General features: G+C 69.8%; 18 protein-coding genes and 1 pseudogene. 14 read left to right on the top strand and 5 right to left on the bottom strand.

Features of this window, described 5'->3' with window-relative positions:
- The first annotated feature begins 181 nt into the window (after nucleotides 1-181).
- From MKK84_RS22085 to MKK84_RS22040, 10 genes are all read left to right on the top strand, one after another.
- Nucleotides 182-1,111, top strand: a complete 930-nt coding sequence (locus tag MKK84_RS22085; RefSeq protein WP_243923681.1) for a hypothetical protein — start codon at nucleotides 182-184, stop codon at nucleotides 1,109-1,111.
- A gap of 77 nt (nucleotides 1,112-1,188) precedes the next feature.
- Nucleotides 1,189-2,370, top strand: coding sequence for a class I SAM-dependent methyltransferase (locus tag MKK84_RS22080; RefSeq protein WP_243923679.1), 1,182 nt, complete (start codon nucleotides 1,189-1,191; stop codon nucleotides 2,368-2,370).
- Complete coding sequence (locus MKK84_RS22075) at nucleotides 2,370-3,365, top strand: Gfo/Idh/MocA family protein (protein WP_243923718.1); 996 nt, start codon at nucleotides 2,370-2,372, stop codon at nucleotides 3,363-3,365. Before MKK84_RS22080 ends, MKK84_RS22075 begins: the two co-directional genes overlap by 1 nt.
- A 215-nt stretch (nucleotides 3,366-3,580) precedes the next feature.
- Complete coding sequence (locus MKK84_RS22070) at nucleotides 3,581-5,182, top strand: YcaO-like family protein (RefSeq protein WP_243923678.1); 1,602 nt, start codon at nucleotides 3,581-3,583, stop codon at nucleotides 5,180-5,182.
- Complete coding sequence (locus MKK84_RS22065; protein ID WP_243923676.1) at nucleotides 5,179-6,051, top strand: sugar phosphate isomerase/epimerase family protein; 873 nt, start codon at nucleotides 5,179-5,181, stop codon at nucleotides 6,049-6,051. The genes MKK84_RS22070 and MKK84_RS22065 overlap by 4 nt, the downstream gene beginning before the upstream one ends.
- Before the next feature lie 193 nt (nucleotides 6,052-6,244).
- Nucleotides 6,245-7,483 (top strand): glycosyltransferase family 4 protein, encoded by a 1,239-nt coding sequence (locus MKK84_RS22060; protein WP_243923674.1) that lies wholly within the window; start codon nucleotides 6,245-6,247, stop codon nucleotides 7,481-7,483.
- 187 nt (nucleotides 7,484-7,670) lie between these two features.
- Nucleotides 7,671-8,429, top strand: coding sequence for a PIG-L deacetylase family protein (locus MKK84_RS22055; protein ID WP_243923659.1), 759 nt, complete (start codon nucleotides 7,671-7,673; stop codon nucleotides 8,427-8,429).
- On the top strand, nucleotides 8,419-9,048 hold the full coding sequence (locus MKK84_RS22050; RefSeq protein ID WP_243923657.1) for a uracil-DNA glycosylase: 630 nt from the start codon (nucleotides 8,419-8,421) through the stop codon (nucleotides 9,046-9,048). Before MKK84_RS22055 ends, MKK84_RS22050 begins: the two co-directional genes overlap by 11 nt.
- Nucleotides 9,049-9,199: 151 nt before the next feature.
- A complete protein-coding gene (locus tag MKK84_RS22045; RefSeq protein ID WP_243923710.1) occupies nucleotides 9,200-10,285 on the top strand; it encodes a lysylphosphatidylglycerol synthase domain-containing protein in 1,086 nt (361 codons plus the stop codon).
- A 19-nt stretch (nucleotides 10,286-10,304) separates the two neighbouring features.
- Nucleotides 10,305-11,579, top strand: coding sequence for an ATP-binding protein (locus MKK84_RS22040; protein WP_243923656.1), 1,275 nt, complete (start codon nucleotides 10,305-10,307; stop codon nucleotides 11,577-11,579).
- Here the strand turns inward: MKK84_RS22040 and MKK84_RS22035 are convergent.
- On the bottom strand, nucleotides 11,561-12,172 hold the full coding sequence (locus MKK84_RS22035) for a glutathione S-transferase family protein (protein WP_243923654.1): 612 nt from the start codon (nucleotides 12,170-12,172) through the stop codon (nucleotides 11,561-11,563). The two genes, MKK84_RS22040 and MKK84_RS22035, sit on opposite strands and share 19 nt — an antisense overlap.
- Nucleotides 12,173-12,392: 220 nt before the next feature.
- Here MKK84_RS22035 and MKK84_RS22030 point away from each other — a divergent pair.
- Nucleotides 12,393-14,873 (top strand): annotated as a pseudogene (locus tag MKK84_RS22030) (heavy metal translocating P-type ATPase).
- Nucleotides 14,874-14,883: 10 nt separating this feature from the next.
- Here MKK84_RS22030 and MKK84_RS22025 read toward each other — a convergent pair.
- Entirely contained in the window at nucleotides 14,884-16,725 is a 1,842-nt protein-coding gene (locus MKK84_RS22025) for a hypothetical protein (RefSeq protein ID WP_243923652.1), read from the bottom strand.
- Nucleotides 16,726-17,004: 279 nt separating this feature from the next.
- The gene (locus MKK84_RS22020) at nucleotides 17,005-17,751 is read right to left on the bottom strand and encodes a Crp/Fnr family transcriptional regulator (protein ID WP_243923650.1); all 747 of its coding nucleotides are present in this window, start codon (nucleotides 17,749-17,751) and stop codon (nucleotides 17,005-17,007) included.
- 344 nt (nucleotides 17,752-18,095) lie between these two features.
- Between MKK84_RS22020 and MKK84_RS22015 the strand changes: the two genes are divergently transcribed.
- The gene (locus MKK84_RS22015; protein WP_243923648.1) at nucleotides 18,096-18,368 is read left to right on the top strand and encodes a DUF6894 family protein; all 273 of its coding nucleotides are present in this window, start codon (nucleotides 18,096-18,098) and stop codon (nucleotides 18,366-18,368) included.
- 120 nt (nucleotides 18,369-18,488) lie between these two features.
- Here the strand turns inward: MKK84_RS22015 and MKK84_RS22010 are convergent, their stop codons facing one another.
- Together MKK84_RS22010 and MKK84_RS22005 are read right to left on the bottom strand one after the other, a co-directional pair.
- Entirely contained in the window at nucleotides 18,489-18,941 is a 453-nt protein-coding gene (locus MKK84_RS22010) for a DUF3761 domain-containing protein (protein WP_243923709.1), read from the bottom strand.
- 9 nt (nucleotides 18,942-18,950) lie between these two features.
- Entirely contained in the window at nucleotides 18,951-19,148 is a 198-nt protein-coding gene (locus MKK84_RS22005) for a hypothetical protein (protein WP_243923646.1), read from the bottom strand.
- 197 nt (nucleotides 19,149-19,345) lie between these two features.
- On the opposite strand from MKK84_RS22005, the gene MKK84_RS22000 reads away from it, so the two are divergent.
- A complete protein-coding gene (locus MKK84_RS22000; RefSeq protein WP_243923644.1) occupies nucleotides 19,346-20,518 on the top strand; it encodes a M20 aminoacylase family protein in 1,173 nt (390 codons plus the stop codon).
- The gene (gene chrA, locus MKK84_RS21995; RefSeq protein WP_243923642.1) at nucleotides 20,476-21,846 is read left to right on the top strand and encodes a chromate efflux transporter; all 1,371 of its coding nucleotides are present in this window, start codon (nucleotides 20,476-20,478) and stop codon (nucleotides 21,844-21,846) included. Before MKK84_RS22000 ends, chrA begins: the two co-directional genes overlap by 43 nt.
- Nucleotides 21,847-21,850 lie beyond the last annotated feature (4 nt).

Genomic DNA, 21,850 nt, shown 5'->3' with positions numbered 1-21,850 from the left:
GTCTTTCGATCGCCGCTGCGGGCGCGCGAAGGAAAACGGTATGATCCAGTGGCGGCCACAGTGTCGATGACGGGCCGCAACCGACTCCCTCTCCCGAACGGGAGAGGGAACCAGCGTTCAAATGAACCTTCGTTCGAGCTGCCTGTGAGGGCGTACAAGCCTCATTCGGTCGAAAGAGAAGATGCCAAGCGAGACCTACCCGCCGCAGTCCGGCGTCGCCGCGCCGGAAGCTTTGCGCGATCTTCTCATTGAAATGAACGACCTCAAGCGCGTGCGCTCCGCGGGCCGTACCGGCTCGATTGCGGAGCGGCTGTTCGCGCAGGGGTGGGGGCGTCTCACCGGTGGTGCCTCGCCCGACGACGTCGCTCTCGACATCACCGCCATCACACTCGCGGCCACCCGTCTCTGTGACCTGGACGCGGCCTTCCTGACCGCGGCCGGCCTGACGGAAGAGGCGGCGTCCGCGGTGCTGATTGCGGGCTTCGACGCCGTGACCGGCGAACTCGATTCGGATCTACGGGCCCGCCTGCGGGCGCGGCTCGCTCCGGGTCCGCAGGCCGCGTTCGGTTCCCTCCCGGGCTTCGTCGCTGCCTTGGCGCAACAGCCACGAGCCGGCGTCACCTGCCCCGGTCGTGCCCGCATCCTGCTGGAGCCGCCGGAGAACCACGCCGAGCATTGCCTGATCGTGGCGGCTTACGGCGTGTGCCTAAGCCCGTTCTATCGGGCCGATCCCGGCACCGTGTTCCTGGCCGCGATGGCCCACCATTTCCACAACGCCGCCATGCCGGATGCCGGCTTCACCGGCGAGATGCTGCTCGGCGACCATCTCGGGCCGATCATGGCCACCACCACGGCCTGGGCGCTCGCCGAACTCGACGAGCCCCTTCGAACCCAGGTCGAGCGCGCCCGCGCGGTCCTACCGGATGATGCCACCGGGGAGGGGCGTGCCTTCCATGCGGCGGACTGCATCGACCGGGTGCTCCAGATCGCCCAGCACCTGCGCGGCGCCTCGACCACCATGGGGATGGTGCTCGACGAGTGGGAGCTGGTCCATGCCGGCCCCGTGAAGGGCTTCCACGATCGCGTCCTCGCCGACATGCGCATTCCTTGATCGCCTCTACCTTGATCGCATCTGTTGCCTTGATCGCCGGACCCGGTGGCCCATCTGCCCGGTCGGTCCAGAGAGCCATGATCCCGTTCGAACTCACCTCGCCGCAGACCGGCAATCCGTTGAAGGCCGACGGCCCGCATGCCCTGCGGGACGCGGGAACGGGTGCGCGCTGGCCCGTGATCGACGGGATCCCGTACCTGCGCGTGAACCGCGAGGCGCTGGTCGAGCGGGTCCTGGCCCATCTCGACGCGGGCGAGGCCGATGAAGCGCTGGCCGCCCTGCTGGTCGATCAGGACGATTGGTGGAACGGCCCGCCCGCCGACCCTGCCGGGATCATCCAGCTCATCAAGGATCGGCGTACCGCTACCCTGCGCGATGCTGTGCACGGTCTCGGCTGGGGCCGCGTTGGCGATTATTTCCTGCATCGCTGGAGCGATCCGACCTTCCTGGCCGGTCTGTCGCTGCTGGAGGCGCACTGGAACGATCCCATCTGCGTCTTCGAATTCGCCTGCGGCATCGGCCACTATCTGCGCGAGCTGCAGCGGCGCGGTTGCAAGGTCTCGGGGGCCGACGTGGTCTTCGCCAAGCTGTGGGTCGCGCGCCACTGGGTCGTCGGTGAGACGGCGCAGCTCGTCTGCTTCGATGCCGGCTCAGCCCATTGGCCGATCCCGGGTGCGCCGGTCGATCTCGTTGCCTGCAACGATGCCTTCTACTTCCTCGACGACAAGGCGGTCCTGCTCGAATGCCTGCGCCAGAACGCCGGTGACGACGGCTGGTTGGCGCTGAGCCATATCCACAATCGCGACTGCCCGGGCTTCTCGGCCGGACGGGCGGTCACCGCCGAGGAGATCGCGGACCTCTTCCCCGACGCCCTCGTGTACGACGATGCGGAGCTGACGCGGGCGCTCGTCGAGGTCCGGGCACCGGCGCCGCGGGAGCCCACCGCCCTGCGGACCTGCGAAGCCTTTTCGGTTGTGTGCGGACCCGGGATGCGACCGGCGCCCCGCGCACTGGTCGACGGCCTCACCTTGCCGAAGCCCGGCACCGTGCTGCGTCTGAATCCGCTCTACGCGCCGGAGGGCGATGGCTACGCCATCCGCTGGCCCTCGGAGCGCTACCAGGCGGAATACGCTCCCCGTGCCACCTATCCACTGCACTCCGCCGGCCCCGAGCATCTGACCTTCGAGGGCGCCCTGGATGCGCCGGAAACGCAGCGCGTCCGCGTCCGCGAGTTCGTTGACTTGCCGGAGCGCTGGTGATGGACGCGGTCGGCTGGGGCATCGTCGGCTACGGCTGGGTTGCCCGCGACTACATGGAGCCCGGCATCCGAGCCGCCGGCCATCGTCTGATCGCGGTCTGTGATCCGGATCCGACAAGTCGCGCGGCGGCTGAGCAGGCGGGCGCCCGGGGGCATGCCGACCTCGCCGGCCTGATCGCCGAGCCCGAGGTCGAGGCGGTCTACGTGGCGACGCCGAACCATCTGCACCGCGGCGCCGTCGAGGCGCTGGCCGCCGCAGGCAAAGCGGTGCTGTGCGAGAAGCCCATGGCCGCCACCCTCGCTGACGCGGACGCCATCGCCCGGGCGGTCGAATCCCAAAAAATCTTCTACGGGACGGCGTTCGATCAGCGGCACCACCCGGCACACCGGATGATCCGTGCTCAGGTCGAGGCCGGGCGGCTGGGAACGGTGACGGCCGTGCGGATCGTCTACGCCTGCTGGCTCGGACGCGACTGGTCGGAGGCCGGTCAGCCGAACTGGCGGATCGACGCCGCCCAGGCCGGGGGCGGCGCGCTGATGGACCTCGCGCCGCACGGGATCGATCTCGTGGATTTCCTGACGGGCGAGCCGATCACCACCATCGCGGCCCTGACCCAGATCAAGGCCCAGGATTACGCAGTCGACGACGGTGCCCTGCTGATCGGGCAGACCGCGGGCGGTGCACTGGCGAGCCTGCACGTCGCCTACAATTGCCCCAACGCGCTGCCCCGCCGCCGCCTGGAGGTGGTCGGCACGAAGGGGATGCTCGTGGCTGAGAACACGATGGGCCAGACCGCCGGTGGGTCGCTGACCTTCATCGACGGCACCAGCGGCCGCGCGGAGCCGCTCGCCTTCGACGCCGACAGCTCGCCGTTCACCGAGCAGGTGCGCGCCTTCGGCTCGGCCCTGCGCCGGCCCGAGGAACGGGCTGCGTACGCGGCGTCCCGCGACCTTCACACGATGCGGCTCGTCGCCCGCGCCTACGGGCAGGGGTAGCGGACAGGATATTCGATCACGGAACCAACCAAGCATCTCCCACTCACCCTCTCATCCTGAGGTGACCGCGAAGCGGGCCTCGAAGGAGGGCTCCAGAAGGCGCCGCGATCCCTGGAGCCCTCCTTCGAGGCCTCCGCTGTGCTCCGGCACCTCAGGATGAGGGGGATGGATGGAATGGGGCGAAAGCGACGGTTCGAGCCAGACAGGAACACGACTTGAGCAACCCAGACGCCTTCCACGATCAGGACGACCGCGCCCGCCACGAGCGGATCAAGGCACCGCGCCCCTACCGTTTCGGCGCCAAGCGCCAGATCGAGGGCCTGCCCGCGTCGCTGCCCGATCCGGTCAAGGCTTATCTCGACGTCCTGCCGGAGGGCCGCATCGTCGGCTTCCCGCTGGCGCCGCTCGATCGCACCGGCGTTCCGGTCTGGTTCGTGGCCTTGTTCCTGGACGACCCGTTCTTCGTCGGCGCCATGCCGTCCGGGATCGGCTACGGCGCCACCGACGACGAGGCGCTGATCGGCGCCGTCGCCGAGATCGCCGAGAACCTGATGCCGTCGCTGGCCGTGCTGCCGAGGGCCAAGGAGCGGGCGAGCTACAACGACCTCGCCCGCGTCTATGGTGCGAAGTCCGTCGCCGATCCGCTGACCCTCTGCCTGCCCGCGGGCTCACCGGTCGACCGCGACACGGTGCTCGAATGGACACCCAGCGTCCGGCACGCCACAGGCGAGATCGTGCTGATGCCGCTCGACATCGCGGCCACCGATTATTTCGAGCTGTCGGAAGGCTACAAGCCCTTCACCAACCTGATCACCAACGGCCTCGGCGCTGGCCCGGACGTGCCCTTCGCCCTCGGCCACGGTGTGCTGGAGTTGCTGCAGCGGGACGGCAACGGCTTGCTGTTCCGGGCGCTGGACCAGGGCGTGATGCTCGATCTGGACGGCATCGGGCCGGAGAACGCCGCGATGCTGGCGCGGCTGAAGGATCTCGGCATCCGGGCGCTGCCGAAATTCGCCACCGACCAGTTCGCCCTGACCAACCTCTACGTCGTCGGCTACGACGAGGATCCTGCGCGCACACCGGCGCCGATCGCCCTCTCGGCTTGCGGCGAGGCCTGCGATCCGGATCGGGACCGGGCCCTGCGCAAGGCGCTGCTGGAATTCCAGGCCGCGCGGGTGCGCAAGACCTTCGGGCACGGCCCCCTCGATATGGCCGCCACCGTGACCCCGCCGGGCTACATCGATGCGTTCATCCAGAAGGCGCTGCCGAGCCTGGACCTTGAGGAAAGCCGCGCCCTCCAGGCGATGCTCGAATGGATCGAGCTGCCGGCCGCCGACCTGCGCACCGTACTCGCCGACACGGTCTATTCCGAGCGGAGCTCCAAGCGTTTCTCGGAGCTGCCCTCCACCCCGGCGGCCGACGGCCATGCGCGCGGCAAGATCGCCTGCGATCGGCTGCTGGAGGCGGGGTTCGACGTGCTCTACGTCGAGTGCTCGCCTCCCGGCGGCGGGGTCGGTGTGGTCAAGGCGATCGTGCCGGGGCTCGAGGTCGAGACCATGAGCTACTACCGGATCGGCGAGCGCAACACGCAGAAGCTCATCGACCGTGATCACCCGCTGATCCGGTTCGGCGCCGAGAGCGAGACCCTGCGTCCGGTTCGCCTCACCCCGGAAGCCCTGGATCGATTGGGCGGCCAGCCGCTGTTCGACACCGCCCTCGCCGAGCAGATCGTCGGGCGGCACTATCCGCTCTACCGTGAGCCGGAATCGCATCACGCGCCATTCCGGCTCGCCGAGCGGAAGGGGAGGGCTGCGTGACGCTCCGGTTCGCCTACAACACCAACGGCGCAGCCAACCACCGCCTCGACGACGCGCTCCACCTGATCAAGGTCGCGGGCTACGACGGGGTGGCGCTGACCCTCGACATCCACCACCTCGACCCGTTCTCCGACACCTGGGCGGCGGAGGCGGGCCGCGTGGCCAGCCTGCTGGAGAAGCTGGAGCTGACCTGCGTCATCGAGACCGGCGCTCGCTTCCTGCTCGATCCCAATGCCAAGCACGAGCCGACTTTGGTCACCGCCGACGCTGCGGGCCGCGCCCGGCGGGTCGGCTTCCTCAAGCGGGCTGTCGAGATCGGCGCGATGCTGTCGGCCGAGGCGGTGTCGTTCTGGGCCGGCGTGCCGAAGCCCGGGGTCGATCACGACGAGGCCCGGCGCTGGCTGGCCGAGGGGCTGCACGACGTCGCGGATTTCGCTGCCGAGGCCGGGGTCGTGCCCTGCTTGGAGCCGGAGCCCGGCATGCTGATCGAGACGCTCGACGATTACGCCGCCCTGGACATTCCGGGGCTAAAGCTCGCCCTCGATACCGGGCACTGCCTCGTCACGGGCGAGCGCGAGCCCGCGGTTGCCGTGCGGGAATTCGCCGGCCGGATCGGTACGGTGGCGATCGAGGACATGAAGCGCGGCAGCCACATCCACCTGCCCTTCGGCGAGGGCGACATGGACGTGCCCGGGGTGCTGGAAGCGCTGGAAGAAATCGGCTTCGGCAAGCTGATCTGTGTCGAACTCTCCCGCGAGAGCCACCGGGCCGACGTGATGATCCCGCAGGCGCTGGAGTATCTGCGCGGCTGCCGCCGCCCTGGTCCGGTGCTGGCCGGCGAGCAGGAGACGCGGCGGCAATGGCAGTGATGGCGTATGCGCTTCTCTCCTCCCCTGGCGACCCCGGGCTTGCCCGGGATCGCTCAAGCTTGCGGGGAGGAGCCGAAGGTGGGGGTGCTTCAGGATTGGGCGTGGCGGTGCCTCTTGCGCCACTCCCACCCCTACCCCTCCCCGCAAGGGGGAGGGGATTCCGTCCGGCCCACGCCTTGGACCGCGTGCAAGCATGAGAATCCTCTTCCTCAGCCGCCGCTACTTCCCAGCGATCTCGGGCATGAGCGTCTACGCGCAGAACCTCCTGCGCGAGCTCGTCGGCGCCGGGCATGACGTCACGATGATCTCGCAGTACCGCGGCGATGCCTTCGGCACCCGGGTCTACGGCGGTGGGCCGCCGCCGCCCGTGCCGGGCGTACGGGTGATCGGCCTGGAGCAGCTGGGCGAGCAGACCTCCGGCGATTTCGAGCGCGACATCGCCACGATGGTGGACGCGATCGCCCGGGAGCACGCGCACAAACCCTTCGACATCCTGCACGCGCAGTACGGCTACCCGACCGGCTGGGCAGTGCTGCTCGCCGCCCGCAAGCTCGGGGTGCCGAGCGTGGTCTCGATCCAGGGCGGCGACGGCCACTGGGTCGGCTCCTGCTGCGAGACCCATCGCGTCGCCATGTGCGAGGTGCTGGCCCACGCCAATGCGCTGCTGATCGGCGGCGCCTCCTTCGTGGACGAGGTCTGCGGGCGCCTCGGGTCGGACCCGGCCCGGTTCACCATCGTGCCCGGGGCGGTCGATACCGACCGGTTCGCGCAGGGCACGCCCGACGGGCTGCCGGCGCCCCATGCTGGGCCGGTGCGGCTGTTCTATCACGGCCGGGTCGACCGCCGGAAAGGCGTGCTCGACTTCATCAACGCGCTGGCGATCCTGCGGGAGCAGGGCACGCCGTTTGCCGCGACCATCTCGGGGATCGGGCCGGATGTGGAGCCGGCCCAGGCACTGGCGGCGGAGCACGCCTTCTCGGAGCGCGAGATCGCCTTCACGGGCTATGCGGAATACGGCTCCGTGCCCGATCTCTACCGCCGCGCCGACGTGTTCGTCTCGCCGACCTACGCGGAGGGGTTCTCCAACACGATCCTGGAAGCGCTGGCGGCCGGGCTCGCCACGGTCTCATGCCACGCGGTCGGCGTCTCGGACTGCCTGCGCGACGGGGAGAACGGGCTGCTCACCAATCCGGGCGACGTGCCCGCGCAGGCCGCTGCCCTAACCCGGGTCATTACGGATGCGGATCTGCGCCGCCGCCTCGCGACCGCAGGTCTGGAGGAGTGCCGGCGGGTCTATTCCTGGCATGCGGTCGGGCGGCAGATCATGGAGGTCTACGCGCAGGTGCGGGGCGAAAGCCCGGCCACTGATTTCGCGACGGACCTACCCGACGATCCGACCTGCCGCTTCCGGGCCGAGCCGCACCTGCTCTGAGGGCCGACCCATTCGTGGATTTCCCACCCGCCCCCTCATCCTGAGGTGCCAGCGCCAGCGGGCCTCGAAGGAGGCCTCCATCGCATGCGGAAATCCCTGGAGCCCTCCTTCGAGGCCGCCGCTGCGCTCCGGCAGATCAGGATGAGCTCGAGGGTTGGATTTCGCCCCAGCCGACAGGCCGTGAACCATGCCCACTGCGCTCGCCCTCTCGCCCCATCTCGATGACGCGGCCTTCTCGTGTGGCGGCCTGCTGGCGCGTCTCGCGCAGGGCGGCTGGCGGGTGGTGATGGCGACGCTGTTCACCGGAAGCGTCGCCGACCCGAAAGGGTTCGCGCTCGCCTGCCAACTCGACAAGGGGCTGTCGGCCGAGATCGACTACATGGCCCTGCGCCGGGACGAGGATGTTCGCGCCGCCGCCGCGCTTGGCATCGCCCAGCCGGTGCACCTGCCGTTCCGCGAGGCGCCGCACCGGGGCTACGGCTCCGCGCCGGAGCTGTTTTCCGAGACGCGCTTGGATGACGGCATCGCGGCCGACCTCGCCGCCGCCTTCGCGGAGCTGATCGCTACGGAGAAACCCGATCTCCTCCTCGCCCCGCAGGCGATCGGCGGCCATGTCGATCACGTTCAGACGGTCCGGGCGTTGCGCAGCTTCGATCCGCGCCTGCCCATCCTGTGGTGGCGCGACTTCCCCTACACGGTGCGCGAGGCTGCGCCCCGGGAGCCGCTCGCGGCCTTGTTCGCGGAACTTCCCGAGGCGGCGGTGACGCTCGATCCGGATGCCCAGGCCCGAAAGCGCGCCGCCTGCGCCGCCTATGCCAGTCAAATCGGCTTCCAATTCGGCGGCACGGCAGGCCTCGACGCGCGGCTTGCCCGGGAAGATGGCGTCGAGCGCTTTCGCCTGTCGGGCCGCCTCGGCCCCATCGTTCCGGGGTTCGATGCCGCTTGAGCCGCAGGCGCCGAAATCGCTGGCCGATCCGGTCGCCCTCGCGGCCCGCCGCGCGCTGATCGCGGCGCCGCACATCGCACCGATCCGGGCGCTCGCCGCACGGATCTCCGCCGAGCGCGGTGCCCCGGTCCCCATGCCCGACCCCCTGGACGGCGGAGTCGGGGCCCGGATGCTGCTCCTGCTGGAGACACCCGGCCCGGCCGTGCTGCGCACCGGCTTCGTCACCCGCGACAGCGCGAACGGCACCGCCGCCAACCTGTTTCGCTTCCTCGCCGAGGCCGGGCTCAGCCGTGCCGACACGCTGATCTGGAACGCGGTCCCCTGGCTGATCCACGCCAAGGGCGCGCTCAATCGGGCACCCCGTCGGGCCGAGGTCGTGGCGGCGGCGCCCTATCTTGCGCCGCTGCTCGATCTGCTGCCCAACCTTGCCGTGGCGGTCCTGGCCGGCCGCTATGCCGGGGACGCGGCGCCGGCGATCACCCTGCTGCGCCCCCGCCTGCCGATCATCCGGATCCCGCATCCGAGCCCGACCTATGTCTGCACCGCGCCGGAGGTGCCCGCCCGGATCCGGCGCGGCTTGTCGGACGCCGCCGCGCTCCTCGATCGGGCCACCGGCTGAGGATAGAACGCGCGTTCCGGTGGTCCCTTCCCTGGCCTTGCGCGTGGGTTCGGCCTACATGCGGGGCAACGGGCCGCGGTCCGGGACCATCCGGTACGGGCCCACGGCCTTGCGCCGGGCCGCGCAGCCGGAAGGGCGGACGCCGAACGGCATGAATTTTCAAGGTCAGCACCGGAAGCAGGCTGATCCGGCCGAGCCGGTTCAGCAGGAGGCCGCGGCTGCAAAGCGCAAGAGCCTGGCCAGCCGCTATGCCTGGATCGGCACGGCTGCCAGCATCGTGCTGTTCGCGGTCTCCCTCGGCGTGCTGTGGAAGCTCGTTCAGAGCGTGAGCTGGGCCGAGGTGCGCGCCGCGATCGCGGCGGCGACCGGCCGGCAGCTCGGCCTTGCCTTCCTGTTCGTCGGTATCAGCTACCTGTTCCTCACCGGCTACGACGCGCTGGCCTTGCGCCAGCTTAAGATCAAGGTGCCGTACCGGATCACCGCGCTTGCCTCGTTCACCAGCTACGCGGTGAGCTTCACCCTCGGCTTCCCGCTGCTGACCGCCGGCACCATCCGCTACTGGATCTATGCCCGGCAGGGCCTGAGCACCGCCAAGATCGCGGCGCTCACGGTGATCGCCGGCTTCACCTTCTGGCTCGGCATGGGCGTGGTCCTGGGGCTCAGCCTGATCATCGAGGCGGGGCAGCTCGCCGGGCTGGCCTTCACGTCGATCCGGATCAACCAGTCCGTGGGTCTAGCGGCGCTCGCCCTGGTGCTGGGCTACCTCGCCTGGGTCTCGGCCAAGAAGCGCAGCATCACCGTCAAGCAATGGCGCCTGGAACTGCCGGGCGCCTCGGTGTCGATCGGTCAGATGCTCGTCGGCATCGGCGATGTCTGCGCGGCGGCGGCGGTGCTCTACGTCCTGCTGCCGCAGGAGACGACGATCGGCTTCACCACCTTCCTGGCGGTCTACGTGCTGGCCGCCATGCTGGGCATCGCGTCGAACGCGCCGGGCGGAATCGGGGTGTTCGAGGCCACGGTGCTGCTCGCCCTGTCGAGCCTGCCGCGCAACGAGGTGCTGACCTCGCTGCTCCTGTTCCGGGGATGCTACTACGTGGTGCCGTTCGTGACCGCACTCGCGATGCTCGGCCTCTACGAGATCGTGAAGCGCGCGGGCGGCGCACGCGATCCCGGCCCTCCGGAAGGCACCGCGGGCCCCTCCGGCCGAGCGTGGCGCGACGAGCCCGGACCGCGCTGACGGAACCGGACGGCCCGCCATGTCCGAGCGCCTGCGCAGTTCCCCGGCCTGGACCGGTGCCGCGATCGCCGCGGGCCTGCTCTGTCTCGCAGTCGCGCTCGCCGGACGCCTCGACCTCCCGCTGATCCTCGCCGGTCTCGCCGCGATCTGTCTCGGCGGCTGTCTCGGCGGGCGTGGCCCGGTCCAGGCGCCGCCGCAGCCGGCCGCGACCACGCAGCGCCACGGTCTGGCCGAGGCTTTGCTCGCGCACGTGCCCGATCCGGTCATCCTGGTGGATCGGCGCACCCTGGTGGTGGAGGCCAACCCGGCCGCCCGGGCGCTGCTGCCGGCCCTGCATCAAGCCCGGCCCCTGTCCTTCGCGCTTCGCGACCCCGAGGTGCTCGACGGCGTCGAGGCGGTGCTGAGTTCGGGCCTGCCCCGTCGTGTCGCCCTCTCGACCCGTGTGCCGCTGGAACGGACCTTCGAGGTGCAGATCGGCGCCCTGCCGATGCCCGACGGATCCGGCTTGAGCGCGCTGCTGTTCCTGCGCGACCTCACCTCTGCCCGGCGCCTTGAGGCGATGCGGGTCGATTTCGTGGCCAATGCGAGCCACGAGCTGCGCACGCCGCTCGCCACCCTGATCGGCTTCATCGAGACCCTGCAGGGTCCCGCCCGCGAGGACGTGCCGGCCCGCGAGCGCTTCCTCGAGATCATGCGGGTCCAGGCGCTGCGGATGACGCGGCTGATCGACGACCTGCTCTCGCTCTCGCGGATCGAGCTGCGCGAGCACGTGGCCCCCACCGGCGTGGTCGATCTCGGAGCGCTGGCTCGCCAGATGGTCGATGCCCAGGGGCCCCCCGCCGAGGCGCGCGGTGCCACGATCGGGTTCACGGACGGCGACGGCCCCTATCGCGTTGCCGGCGATGCCGACGAACTCGTCCGGGTGATCGAGAACCTGATCGAGAACGCCGTGAAGTACGGCGGCGGCCGGATTGGCGTCGGGCTGAGCCGCGAGGAGGATCTTCGGCTCGGCCGCCGGATCGTCCTGTCGGTGGCCGATGACGGGCCGGGTATCGCGCCGGAGCACATTCCGCGGCTGACCGAGCGCTTCTACCGGATCGACGTGGCGTCGAGTCGGGCGCGCGGCGGCACGGGCCTGGGGCTCGCCATCGTCAAGCACAGCCTCAACCGTCACCGGGGGCGGCTCACCATCGAGAGTACGCTCGGGCATGGGACCGTCGCGCGGGTCAGCCTGCCGGAATACGGCGCTGCCCCCGTGCGACCGGCCGCCGCCGATCAGGCCGGCCCGCCATAGGCGCCGATCCCGAGCCCGGCCTCGACGCGCCCGAGCCAGCTCCGGAGCGTCGAATAATCCGCGAGGTCGAAGCCGCCCTCGTGAGCCATGCGGGTGTAGGCCACGAGTGCCACATCGGCGAGCGTTAGGGCGTCGCCCACGAGGAAGGCGGAGCGTTCGAGCGTCTCTTCCATCAGTCGCAGGGCGTCGGCGCCCCGTTCCGCGAGCTTCGGGTCGAGCTCGTCCGGCACGCGCTTGAGGTAGTGGAGCTGGTAGCGGCGGACCGCGATGTAGGGCTCGTGGCTGTACTGCTCCCAGAACATCCATTGCAGCATCCGCGCCCGGGCGAACGGGGCCTGCGGGATCAGGGGCGAGCCCTCCGCGAGATGGATGATGATGGCGTTCGATTCCGACAGGACGGCGCCGTCGGGGAAGACCACGATAGGCACCCGGCCGGCGGGGTTGAGCGCCAGGAACTCGGGCCGGCGGGTCCCGCCGCCGGGCACGTCCACGTCGCGCCACGTCGCCGGGCTGCCGAGATGGTCGGCGACCCATTTGACCTTCAGGCAGTTTCCCGAGCCCGGATCGCCGTAGATCGTCAGTGGCTCGGCCATGCCTATCTCCCTCCGCTGGTGGCCTGAGCTTGGCCGACGGCATCCGATCTCACAAGGCTGGAGGAACGGAGCCGCTTCGCAACGAATCTCGCGCCTTCCGCTAGGCGGTTGGCGGCACGGAACCCGATCGGCGATCCGGCGCAGGGACATGCCGCCCATGCGGTTCAACTTCCGGCGAGCCCCTGGTCGACCCACCCGGACGATCCCCATCTTGGATGCCATGAACACTGCGATTCGACCCGGTGGCCTCCCGGCCCCCATCGCTCTGAACATCCCCGTCGAGGGGATGTCCTGCGCGTCCTGCGTCAAGCGGGTCGAGCAGGCACTCGCCGCGCTTCCGGGGGCCCGGGACGTGGCGGTCAACCTCGCGACCAATCGGGCCAGTTTCGTCCTCGGCGGAGACGCCGGCCCGGCCGAGGCCGCGGCGGCGCTGGCGAATGCGGGTTAACCGGTCCCCGAGGTGCAGAGCCTGCTGGTCATCGACGGGATGTCGTGCGCGTCCTGCGGCGGCCGGGTCGAGCGGGCCCTGGCCGCGGTGCCGGGCGTGACCGATGCCAGCGTCAACCTCGCCGCCGGGCGGGCCGCAGTCCGGCATCCCGAGGGGCTGGTGGCGATCCCCGACCTCGTGGCCGCGGTGGCGGAGGCGGGCTACGACGCTCACCCCAACGACGCCGAGACATCCGTCGATCCGGCAGCCCGCCGCGCCGAGGAGGCCCGGCTGCTGCATCGCGATCTGATCGCGGCGGCGCTCCTCTCCGCGCCCGTGGTGGTCCTCGATATGGGCGGCCATGTCCTGCCCGGCCTGCACGGCGGATCCATGACCGCCCTGATCCAGGCGGTGCTGGCGACCCTAGTCCTTGCCGGGCCGGGCCGCCGCTTCTTTCTGCGCGGCGTGCCGGGACTGCTGCGCGGGCATCCAGACATGAACGCCCTGGTCGCCCTGGGGGCGGGAGCCGCCTACCTCTTCTCCTTGGTCTCGACCCTGACGCCGGGCCTCCTGCCCGCGGGGGCGGCGCATCTCTATTTCGAGGCGAGCGTGCTGATCGTCACGCTCATCCTGCTCGGCCGCACCCTGGAGGCGCGGGCCAAGGGCCGGACCGGGCAGGCCATCGCGCGGTTGATGGACCTTGCGCCGAAGACCGCCCGGGTGATCCGGGACGATGCCGAGATCGAGGTGCCGCTCGCCGCGCTCCGCCTTGGCGACGTGGTCCGGGTGCGCCCCGGCGAGCGCGTCGCCGCCGACGGCGTGGTGGTCGCCGGCACGAGCGATGTCGACGAGAGCATGGTGACCGGGGAACCGGCCCCGGTGCGCAAGGCGCCGGGCGACCGGACGGTCGGCGGCACCCTTAACGGCCGCGGCAGCCTCGACCTGACGGTCGACGCGGTGGGCGGCGCCACGGTGCTCGCGCAGATCACCGCCCTGGTGGAACGGGCCCAGGGCGGCAAGCTACCGATCCAGGCGCTGGTCGATCGCGTGACGGGGCGCTTCGTGCCGGTGGTGATTGCGATCGCGGTCGCGACCTTCCTCGGATGGCTTCTGCTGGGGCCCGCACCCGCTTTGGGAACGGCGCTGGTCAACGCCGTGGCGGTTCTGATCATCGCCTGCCCCTGCGCGATGGGCCTCGCCACGCCGACCGCCATCATGGTCGGCACTGGGCGGGCTGCCGCCCGGGGCGTGCTGTTCCGCGACGGGGCGGCCTTGCAGCGCCTGCGCGACGTGCGCCTCGTGGCCTTCGACAAGACCGGCACACTGACCGAGGGCCGCCCGCGGCTGACCGATCTCGTCGCCCGGACCGGCCTCTCGGAGACCGAAGCCCTCGCGCTTGCCGCTGGTCTCGAAACGCGCTCCGAGCATCCGCTGGCCGGCGCCGTCGTGGCGGCGGCGCGGGCGCGTGATCTCGAAGTGATTGCGCCCGACGCTTTCGAAGCAGTCGACGGATTCGGCGTGTTCGGCCGGGTCGGGGGCCGAAACGTCGCGCTCGGTGCGCCCCGCTTCCTCGACCGGCTCGGCATTGTCCCGGACCCGGACCTCACGGCCCGCGCCGGGCAACTGTCGGTTGAAGGCCGGAGCCCCATCCATCTCGTCCTCGACGGCCACCACGCCGCCGTACTGGCGGTGGCCGACCCCGTGAAGGCCGGGGCCCGGGAGGCGGTGGCGCACCTGAAGGCGCGCGGCCTCGCGGTCGCGATGGTCACGGGCGACGATCCTGGCGCCGCGGCCGGCGTCGCGCGGAGCCTGGGCATCGACATCGTGGCGGCCGGGGTGCTGCCGGGTGGGAAGGTCGACGCGGTCCAGCGGTTCCGTGCGGAGCACGGGCCCGTGGCATACGTGGGCGACGGCATCAACGACGCGCCGGCTTTGGCCGAGGCCGACGTCGGGCTCGCGATCGGCACCGGAACCGACATCGCGGTCGAGAGCGCCGACGTGGTGCTGATGTCGGGATCCCTCGATGCTCTGGTGGAGGCGCTGGCGCTGTCCCGGGCGGTCATGGCCAACATCCGCCAGAACCTGTTCTGGGCCTTCGCCTACAACGCCGCGCTGATCCCGATCGCGGCGGGCGTGCTGGTGCCCTTCGGCGGACCGGCCCTCTCGCCGGTCCTGGCCGCGGGCGCGATGGCGTTCTCCAGCGTCTTCGTCCTCGGCAATGCGCTGCGCCTGCGCCGGGCCGGCGGTTCTGTGACCCGTTCGAGCGTGGCCTGAGCGCGTCGCATCAGTCGCGGCGGATGCGCCAGATCCTGAGCGCCGAGCCGTCCGGCAGGGCGGCGAGGGGCGTGAGCCAGTCCGGGGCGGGCACGGTGCCGCGGGCGAGATCCGTCGCGAAGGGTTCGGGCCTGCCGGCGTCGGCCCGGTCGAGGGCGGTCTTGCAGAGCAGCAGGTAATCGGCACCGCGCGCCAGGGTGACCCGCCGCAGCGTCGCCTCTGACCCCTCCGCGGCCTCGATCGCGGCTCGCATCCCCACGAGGTTGCGATGGTACGGCGCTGCCACGACCGCATGATGGGTCATCAGCAGGAGGGGCGGCCCGAGATCGATGCTGCCCAGCACGATCCCCGGCGGCAGCCGGTCGAGGGCCGCGTAGGCGGCGGGCGCCGTGCAGGCCCGCCAGTTTGAAACGGGCACGCTCTGCGACCCGATGGTGGCCGGAGCCAGCAGACGCGCCGGCGGAGCGGTGACGAGAACCCAGGCCTTGCTCAGCATCGCCAAGGCCAGCACGACCAGCGCCAGTCGGTGCAGTCCCGATCCGGGCATCCGCAGCGCCATGATGGCGCGGTCGAGCGCGATCGCGCCGAGCAGCGGCACGAAGGCCCCGGCGACGTACATACCCCGCGCCTGCCCCAGCGCGATCAGCGCGCCCGGGACGATGAGGGCCGCCACAACGATGAAGAAGCGGCGGCGGTCGGGCGCCCGCTCGCGCAGGGCCATAGCGACGGCATAGAGCGCCGCGACCAGGATCGGCATGACGTTGGACAGCGCGACATCCGGCTCGCTGCGCAGGAAGTGCGGGAAGCTGCGCATCTCGTCCACTTGGTCGAGCCAGGACGTGCGCACGAGGTCGTCCATGCCGGTGAACGGGCCGGACAGGCAGGACGGCGCGATCCGAAGGAAGCCGACCGCCATCCCGGCGCCGACGAGGCCCGCAACGAGGCAGCGCCCGGTTCGTCCAACCTCGCATTGCCCGGCCACTAGGGCCGCGCCGCCGACCGTGGCGGCGCCGGCGGCCAGCAGGAGCCAGGGCGGGGACAGGGCATCGCAGGCCGTCACGCCCCAGAGGTCCGGTGCCGTTTGCAGGCCGAACAGCAGCGTGCTCGACCCGAACATACCGAAACCGTAGCCCGCGAGCAGGCCGGCGGCGCGTTCGCCGTCGCGCACCCAATCGATGAGGACGAGGAGTCCGGCCGCTGCGATCACCGGCAAGGCCTCCAACCCGATCGCCAGCGACAAGCCGGCGACGGCTCCCGCCAGCAGCCCGCGCTGCAGCCGCCGGGCCGGATCCGCCAGCGCTAGTGCGATCGCCAGTACGGCGCAGAGTTGCGCGTTGTGATGGTCGATCCGCCCAAACTGGAAAACGTTCAGGAACACGGCGGTCTGCGGCGCGACGAACAGGACCAGCAGGGCCGTGCGCCATCCGAACAGGCGGCGCATCCCGAAGCCCGCCAACACGCCGTAGAGGGCGAACAGCAGGACCGGCCACAGGGCGCAGGTGGCTCCCTCCGCCGCGGCCCGCCCGAGGATCGGCGTGAAGGCCAGAATCAAAGTCGCGATCGGCAGATCGATCAGGCGGGACCAGTGCGAGGGGATGCCCGCCGGCGGCAGCATCCGGTGCTGCACGGGATCGAACCAGCCCTGGCCGGCCAGCAGATCACGTACGCCGACGAGGCGCATCATGTCGTCGGTATCGGGCAGGCGCAGGTGATCGAAGATCGGCGCGAGGTTGCGCGGATCGTAGAGGCCGAACAGCGCGACCAGAACCAGCACGATCAGCAGCGTCGGGCTGTCGAAGGGCGAGCGGCCGGCTTGCGCGCGGCGCAGCGGCGTTCCGGCAAGACTCGTCATTCAGGGATCCCGCGCTCGGCGGCATGGTCGCATCCCGGGCTTACCGGGGTGTGAACCGGGGGTCGGCTTCCGTTGTCGAGATCGGGCCGGGCGACCTCGCGTGGGTCGAAACGCAATCAGCTTGCCCCTGTGACGGCTGCTTTCGACCCGACCGGCCCCCGGAATCGCTGTTGGCGCTCCTCCGAAGCGAACGTTCGTCAGCTGTGCGGCAACGACAGTTCGGGGTGGGAAGCGGATATCAAGCCTTCTCCCGGGAGCAGACCTTCCGCAGCAGCCAGTCTACAACGTGCCGGAGAGCGGACGTTCGTCGTCGTCGCGCCGGTTCAGATGCAGGTATTTCGGATCAAACTCAGCGAACGCCATCAGCCGCGCCACGTCGGGGATGCGCAGGCGCTTGCTCCTCCATTCGAGCAGGCCCTGACCTCTTAGGTCCTGAAGGACCCGGTTCACGTGTACGGGGGTGATCCCCAGTGTGTCGGCGAGGTCCTCCTGGGTGATTGGAAACTCGAAGCTGTTCTGGGTCGCGAGGCCGACCACCTTGAGGCGCACGAGCAACTCGCAGACGAGATGCGCCATTTGCCGATCGGCGTCGCGTTGGCCCATGTTCACGAGCCACGCCCGTAGCGTACCCTCATCGACTAGGGTCGCCCACCAGAGGGCTCGTGTGATGCGGGGGTGGTGAGCCGTTAGATGCTCAATGGCCGAGCGCGGGATATCCACGATGGTACAGCCCCAGCCGGTGCCAATGCTGTGGTCCATCTGGCCAAGGATGGCGACGTGGAGGTCACAGAAGTCTCCCGGCACCAGGAAAGCCATGATCTGGCGCCGCCCATCGGTAAGGGTCTTGTAGCGGCAGGCGAAGCCTTCCACGACGAGGTGCACGTTCTCGGGCCGCTCGCCTTCAGGGCTGATGTCCGAATGGCGCGCGATGCGGCGGGTCCTTCTGGTGAGGTTCTGCAGGACGTCGCGGTCATTGTCTGTCAGACGGGCTCCGTATTCGAGCTTCATGGTCAGCGGATTGGACATTCGCCTCCTTTCAGCTCGGCCAAGCTAAGGAAAGCGGACTGTAAGACCTCTTTCCGCCAACATCCGAACGTTAATCTGGTAGTACACAATTGTATATGAAAGCAAACTCTAATCTAAATCAGTTTTTAAATTATAATATATGTAATGATTGTCATATTCCAATAATATGAATGTGGAATTCTACCCAAAATTGTAGAAATTTAAAAATAATTTTTCCTGTATTTCAAAGTAAGTTATATTTTTCTGAAGATGTATAAGGCACAGGAATGCATCGGCGGCCGATCAACTTCAGGCGCTAGCGACTGGGTGAGGCGAGCGCTCCCGCCTGCGACCGGGAGGACCTGATGCCCCGCTTCTTCATCGACACTTTCAACAGCATCGTCTCCATAGATGACGTCGGCCATGAGTTGCCGGACGAGGCTGCTGTGCGGGAGGTGGTCCGTAAGACGTTGGCCGATATGCTTGGAGCTGAACACAAGGGACGGCCCGCTGCCCAGTATCGGGCTGAGGTTCGCGACGGGGCTGGCCGGAACATACTGACCGCCTCTGTGCTCATCGTCATCGATCAGGCGCCAGAGCGGGAAGCGGCCGAAGCGACCGAGCAGCGCCGACCTTGAAGCGGAAGTCCTCGGCGTCCGCAAAGGGTCGTGAGCGGGCGCGGAAGCGATGTCCGCTTCCACAGATTACTGCGTGGAAGCAGACCGGCGGAAATCCACCCTCAGCGGTCCTCCACACGATCAAGCGGATTGGGTTTTCACCCGAATTGGTGTTGCCGGACCCGATATGTGAATCCGCAAGTCCGTAAAAGGGAGGGTGACCCACCGAGATGTCTCGATTCCAGCGTGCGGATTCGCTCCGCCGCCGGGCAGCGGCTCCATGAGGCCACCGCTCTCCCACCGCTCGACGCCCTTATGACCCGAGCAGGTCCCGCTGCGGGAGTGGCTGAAGCTCCACGTGCCGTCGCGGCATTTCGCCGAGGCGCCCTCCGGCTTGCCGCCGTCGAGCGACTTTGCCGGACCATGGACGTCGCACTCGTCCCGACGGCTGCGATAGTGCTGATGGCTTTCCAGCTTCGACTCCTCCGGCTGGACGCAGGCCCGGGCCCGCGCGGCATCCGGGGCACCGAGCGAGAGCCATCCCAGCGCGGACAGGGCCGCCAGGGCGAGGGTCTTCCCGGGACTGAAGCGCATCACGGCGCCTCAATCCCGGACGAAGCGGCCGGCGGCGTAATGCCGACCCCGCCGGTTGGTCCGCCATTCCGAGCGCGCGTGGCAGTGCCGCGGATGGCCGTGGCACCCACGTGCATTGAGCATCCCGGGCGTCGCCGAAGCCGGCGAGGCCGACAACAGCAGCGGTGCCGCGAGAGCCACCAGGAACAGCAGTACGGCCCAGCGCATGGATGCATCCTCAAGTTGAGGATCGCGACCCTATCGCACCTTGATTATAAGGCGAAGCTTGGCGGAGTGCGTAACGCAGTGATTGAGACCCGGACGCCGCGGCAGACCCGCACCCCCAAGCGGAGCCGTTGACGCCGGCTCTGGCCCCGGCTTTGCTGGTCGTCCTGAGACCCGCAGGCTCCGAGAGTTCCGAACCGATGCCCGTCCTCGAACGGATCCGCGATTTCGCCGACGAAATGCAGGCGTGGCGGCACGACCTGCACGCCCATCCCGAACTGCTCTACGACGTCGAGCGCACGGCCGGGTTCGTAGCCGACCAACTGCGGGCATTCGGCTGCGACGAGGTCGTGACCGGCATCGGCCGGACCGGAATCGTCGGGGTGATCCGCGGCAAGGGCCGGTCCTCCAACCGCGCCATCGGCCTGCGCGCCGATATGGACGCGTTGCCGATCCAGGAGGTGCGCGATCTGCCCTACCGCTCTACCGTGGCGGGCACGATGCATGCCTGCGGCCATGACGGGCACACCGCCATGCTGCTCGGGGCCGCCAAATACCTCGCCGAGACCCGCGATTTCGATGGCGCCGCCGTGCTGATCTTTCAGCCCGCCGAGGAGGGCGGCGGCGGCGGCGAGGCGATGGTCGAGGACGGGATGATGGAGCGGTTCGGCGTCGAATCGGTCTACGGGATGCACAACATCCCTGGCATGAAGGTCGGCACCTTCGCGATCCGGCCGGGGCCGATCATGGCCTCCACCGACCGGTTCACCCTTACTATCGAGGGAAGGGGCGGCCACGCGGCCCTGCCGCACAACGCCGTCGACAGCGTGCTGGTGGCAAGCCACGTGATTATCGCCCTGCAAAGCATCGTGGCGCGCAACCTCGATCCGCTGCAATCGGCCGTGGTGTCGGTCTGCGCGCTCGATGCCGGCGAGGCGTTCAACGTGTTGCCGCAGACCGTGACCATGCGGGGCACGATGCGCACGTTGTCCCAGGCGGTGCGGTCCCAGATCAAGGCACGGATCGAGACCCTGGTGGCGGAGATCGCGGCCGGATTCGGCGCCACGGGGGTGACCGAGTTCGGATCGAGCTACCCGGTCACCGAGAACCACCCCGCCGAGGCCGACTTCATGGCCGATGTCGCGGAGGCGCTCGTGGGCGGGGAGAACGTCGACCGGGCGGTTGCGCCGATGATGACCGCGGAGGATTTCTCCTACATGCTCGGCCGCCGCCCCGGCGCCTACATGTTCATCGGCAACGGCGACAGTGCCTCGCTCCACCACCCGCATTACGACTTCAACGACGCGGCTGCGCCTTACGGAGCGTCCCTGTGGGCGCGCCTGATCGAGACGGGGTTGCCGCTCACGGCGTGATCGCGCCGTCGCTGGCCGAGACCGTCCCGGTCTGGGCCAGGGTGGCGGCTTTGTCCTTCGGGGGGCCCGCCGGCCAGATCGCCGTGATGCACCGGATCCTCGTGGAGGAGCGGCGCTGGGTCTCGGAGCGGCGCTTCCTGCACGGGCTCGGCTTCTGCACGCTGCTGCCCGGCCCGGAAGCGCAGCAGCTCGCGACGTATATCGGCTGGCTGATGCACGGGCCGGCGGGTGGGCTCGTCGCGGGCGGCCTGTTCGTGCTGCCGGGGCTTATCGCCCTGATGGCTCTGAGCTGGCTCTACGTGCTGTACGGCCATGTCGACGCGGTCGCCGGCCTGTTCTTCGGCCTGAAGGCGGCGGTGCTCGCGATCGTGCTCCATGCCCTCTGGCGGCTTGGCGGCCGGGCGCTCCGCGATCGGACCGATCGGCTCGTCGCGCTCGCCGCCTTCGCGGCTCTGTTCGTGCTGGCCGTGCCGTTCCCGCTGGTGGTGATCGCCGCCGGACTGCTCGGTCTCGCCCGCCGCCGCGGCCCCGATCCCGCCGCCGCCGACGCGGGGGCGGACGAGGCCGGCTTCCTCATCGGCGCCGCGATGCTGCCGCGGGAGCGGGACGGTGCGGCGGTTTCCCTGCGCATGGGTGCGCTGTGGCTCGCGATCTGGCTCCTGCCGGTGGCGGCGCTGCTGATCGCCCCCGGCGTTCCGCCGGTCTTCGGGCAGATGGCGCTGTTCTTCTCCAAGATGGCGCTGGTGACTTTCGGGGGCGCCTATGCGGCGCTCGCCTACGTGGCGCAGCAGGCGGTGGACCACTACGGCTGGCTGAAGCCCGGCGAGATGCTCGACGGGCTCGGCCTCGCTGAGACGACGCCGGGCCCGCTGATCATGGTGCTGCAATTCGTGGGCTTCCTGGCGGGGTTTCGCGCGCCGGGGGCGCTGCCGCCGCTGCTCGCCGGGACGCTCGCCGGGCTGCTCACCACCTGGGTCACCTTCGTGCCCTGCTTCCTGTGGATCTTCGCCGGCGCGCCGCTGATCGGACGCCTGCGCGGCAGCCGGCGCCTCGCGGGGGCGCTCTCGGCGATCACCGCCGCGGTGGCGGGCGTAATCCTCAACCTCGCGGTCTGGTTCGGGCTGCGGACGCTGTTCCGGCAGGTCGTAACAGTGCCGCTCGGACCGCTGCGCCTGGACGTGCCGGTGCCGGCGAGCCTCGATCCGGCGGCGCTGCTGCTGACGCTGGCGGCGATCGCCGCCGTGTTTCGCTTTGGGCTCGGAACGCTGCCCACCCTGGCGCTCTGCGCCGGGGCGGGGGTGGTGCTGCGACAGGCGGGTCTCGCCTGACCTT

It is taken from the genome of Methylobacterium sp. E-065 (assembly GCF_022829605.1).
Lineage (GTDB): Bacteria > Pseudomonadota > Alphaproteobacteria > Rhizobiales > Beijerinckiaceae > Methylobacterium.
Note: the sequence above shows the minus strand (reverse complement) of the source record. Positions and strands in the feature narration are given on the sequence as shown.

Excerpts from the sequence above, each read along its gene's own strand:
- MKK84_RS22005 (WP_243923646.1), bottom strand. The coding sequence starts at position 19,148 with ATGCGCTGGGCCGTACTGCTGTTCCTGGTGGCTCTCGCGGCACCGCTG.
- MKK84_RS22020 (WP_243923650.1), bottom strand. The coding sequence starts at position 17,751 with ATGTCCAATCCGCTGACCATGAAGCTCGAATACGGAGCCCGTCTGACA.
- MKK84_RS22040 (WP_243923656.1), top strand. The coding sequence starts at position 10,305 with ATGTCCGAGCGCCTGCGCAGTTCCCCGGCCTGGACCGGTGCCGCGATC.
- MKK84_RS22025 (WP_243923652.1), bottom strand. The coding sequence starts at position 16,725 with ATGACGAGTCTTGCCGGAACGCCGCTGCGCCGCGCGCAAGCCGGCCGC.
- MKK84_RS22055 (WP_243923659.1), top strand. The coding sequence starts at position 7,671 with ATGCCCACTGCGCTCGCCCTCTCGCCCCATCTCGATGACGCGGCCTTC.
- MKK84_RS22000 (WP_243923644.1), top strand. The coding sequence starts at position 19,346 with ATGCCCGTCCTCGAACGGATCCGCGATTTCGCCGACGAAATGCAGGCG.
- MKK84_RS22060 (WP_243923674.1), top strand. The coding sequence starts at position 6,245 with ATGAGAATCCTCTTCCTCAGCCGCCGCTACTTCCCAGCGATCTCGGGC.
- MKK84_RS22085 (WP_243923681.1), top strand. The coding sequence starts at position 182 with ATGCCAAGCGAGACCTACCCGCCGCAGTCCGGCGTCGCCGCGCCGGAA.
- MKK84_RS22075 (WP_243923718.1), top strand. The coding sequence starts at position 2,370 with ATGGACGCGGTCGGCTGGGGCATCGTCGGCTACGGCTGGGTTGCCCGC.
- MKK84_RS22050 (WP_243923657.1), top strand. The coding sequence starts at position 8,419 with ATGCCGCTTGAGCCGCAGGCGCCGAAATCGCTGGCCGATCCGGTCGCC.
- MKK84_RS22080 (WP_243923679.1), top strand. The coding sequence starts at position 1,189 with ATGATCCCGTTCGAACTCACCTCGCCGCAGACCGGCAATCCGTTGAAG.
- MKK84_RS22045 (WP_243923710.1), top strand. The coding sequence starts at position 9,200 with ATGAATTTTCAAGGTCAGCACCGGAAGCAGGCTGATCCGGCCGAGCCG.
- MKK84_RS22015 (WP_243923648.1), top strand. The coding sequence starts at position 18,096 with ATGCCCCGCTTCTTCATCGACACTTTCAACAGCATCGTCTCCATAGAT.
- MKK84_RS22010 (WP_243923709.1), bottom strand. The coding sequence starts at position 18,941 with ATGCGCTTCAGTCCCGGGAAGACCCTCGCCCTGGCGGCCCTGTCCGCG.
- MKK84_RS22035 (WP_243923654.1), bottom strand. The coding sequence starts at position 12,172 with ATGGCCGAGCCACTGACGATCTACGGCGATCCGGGCTCGGGAAACTGC.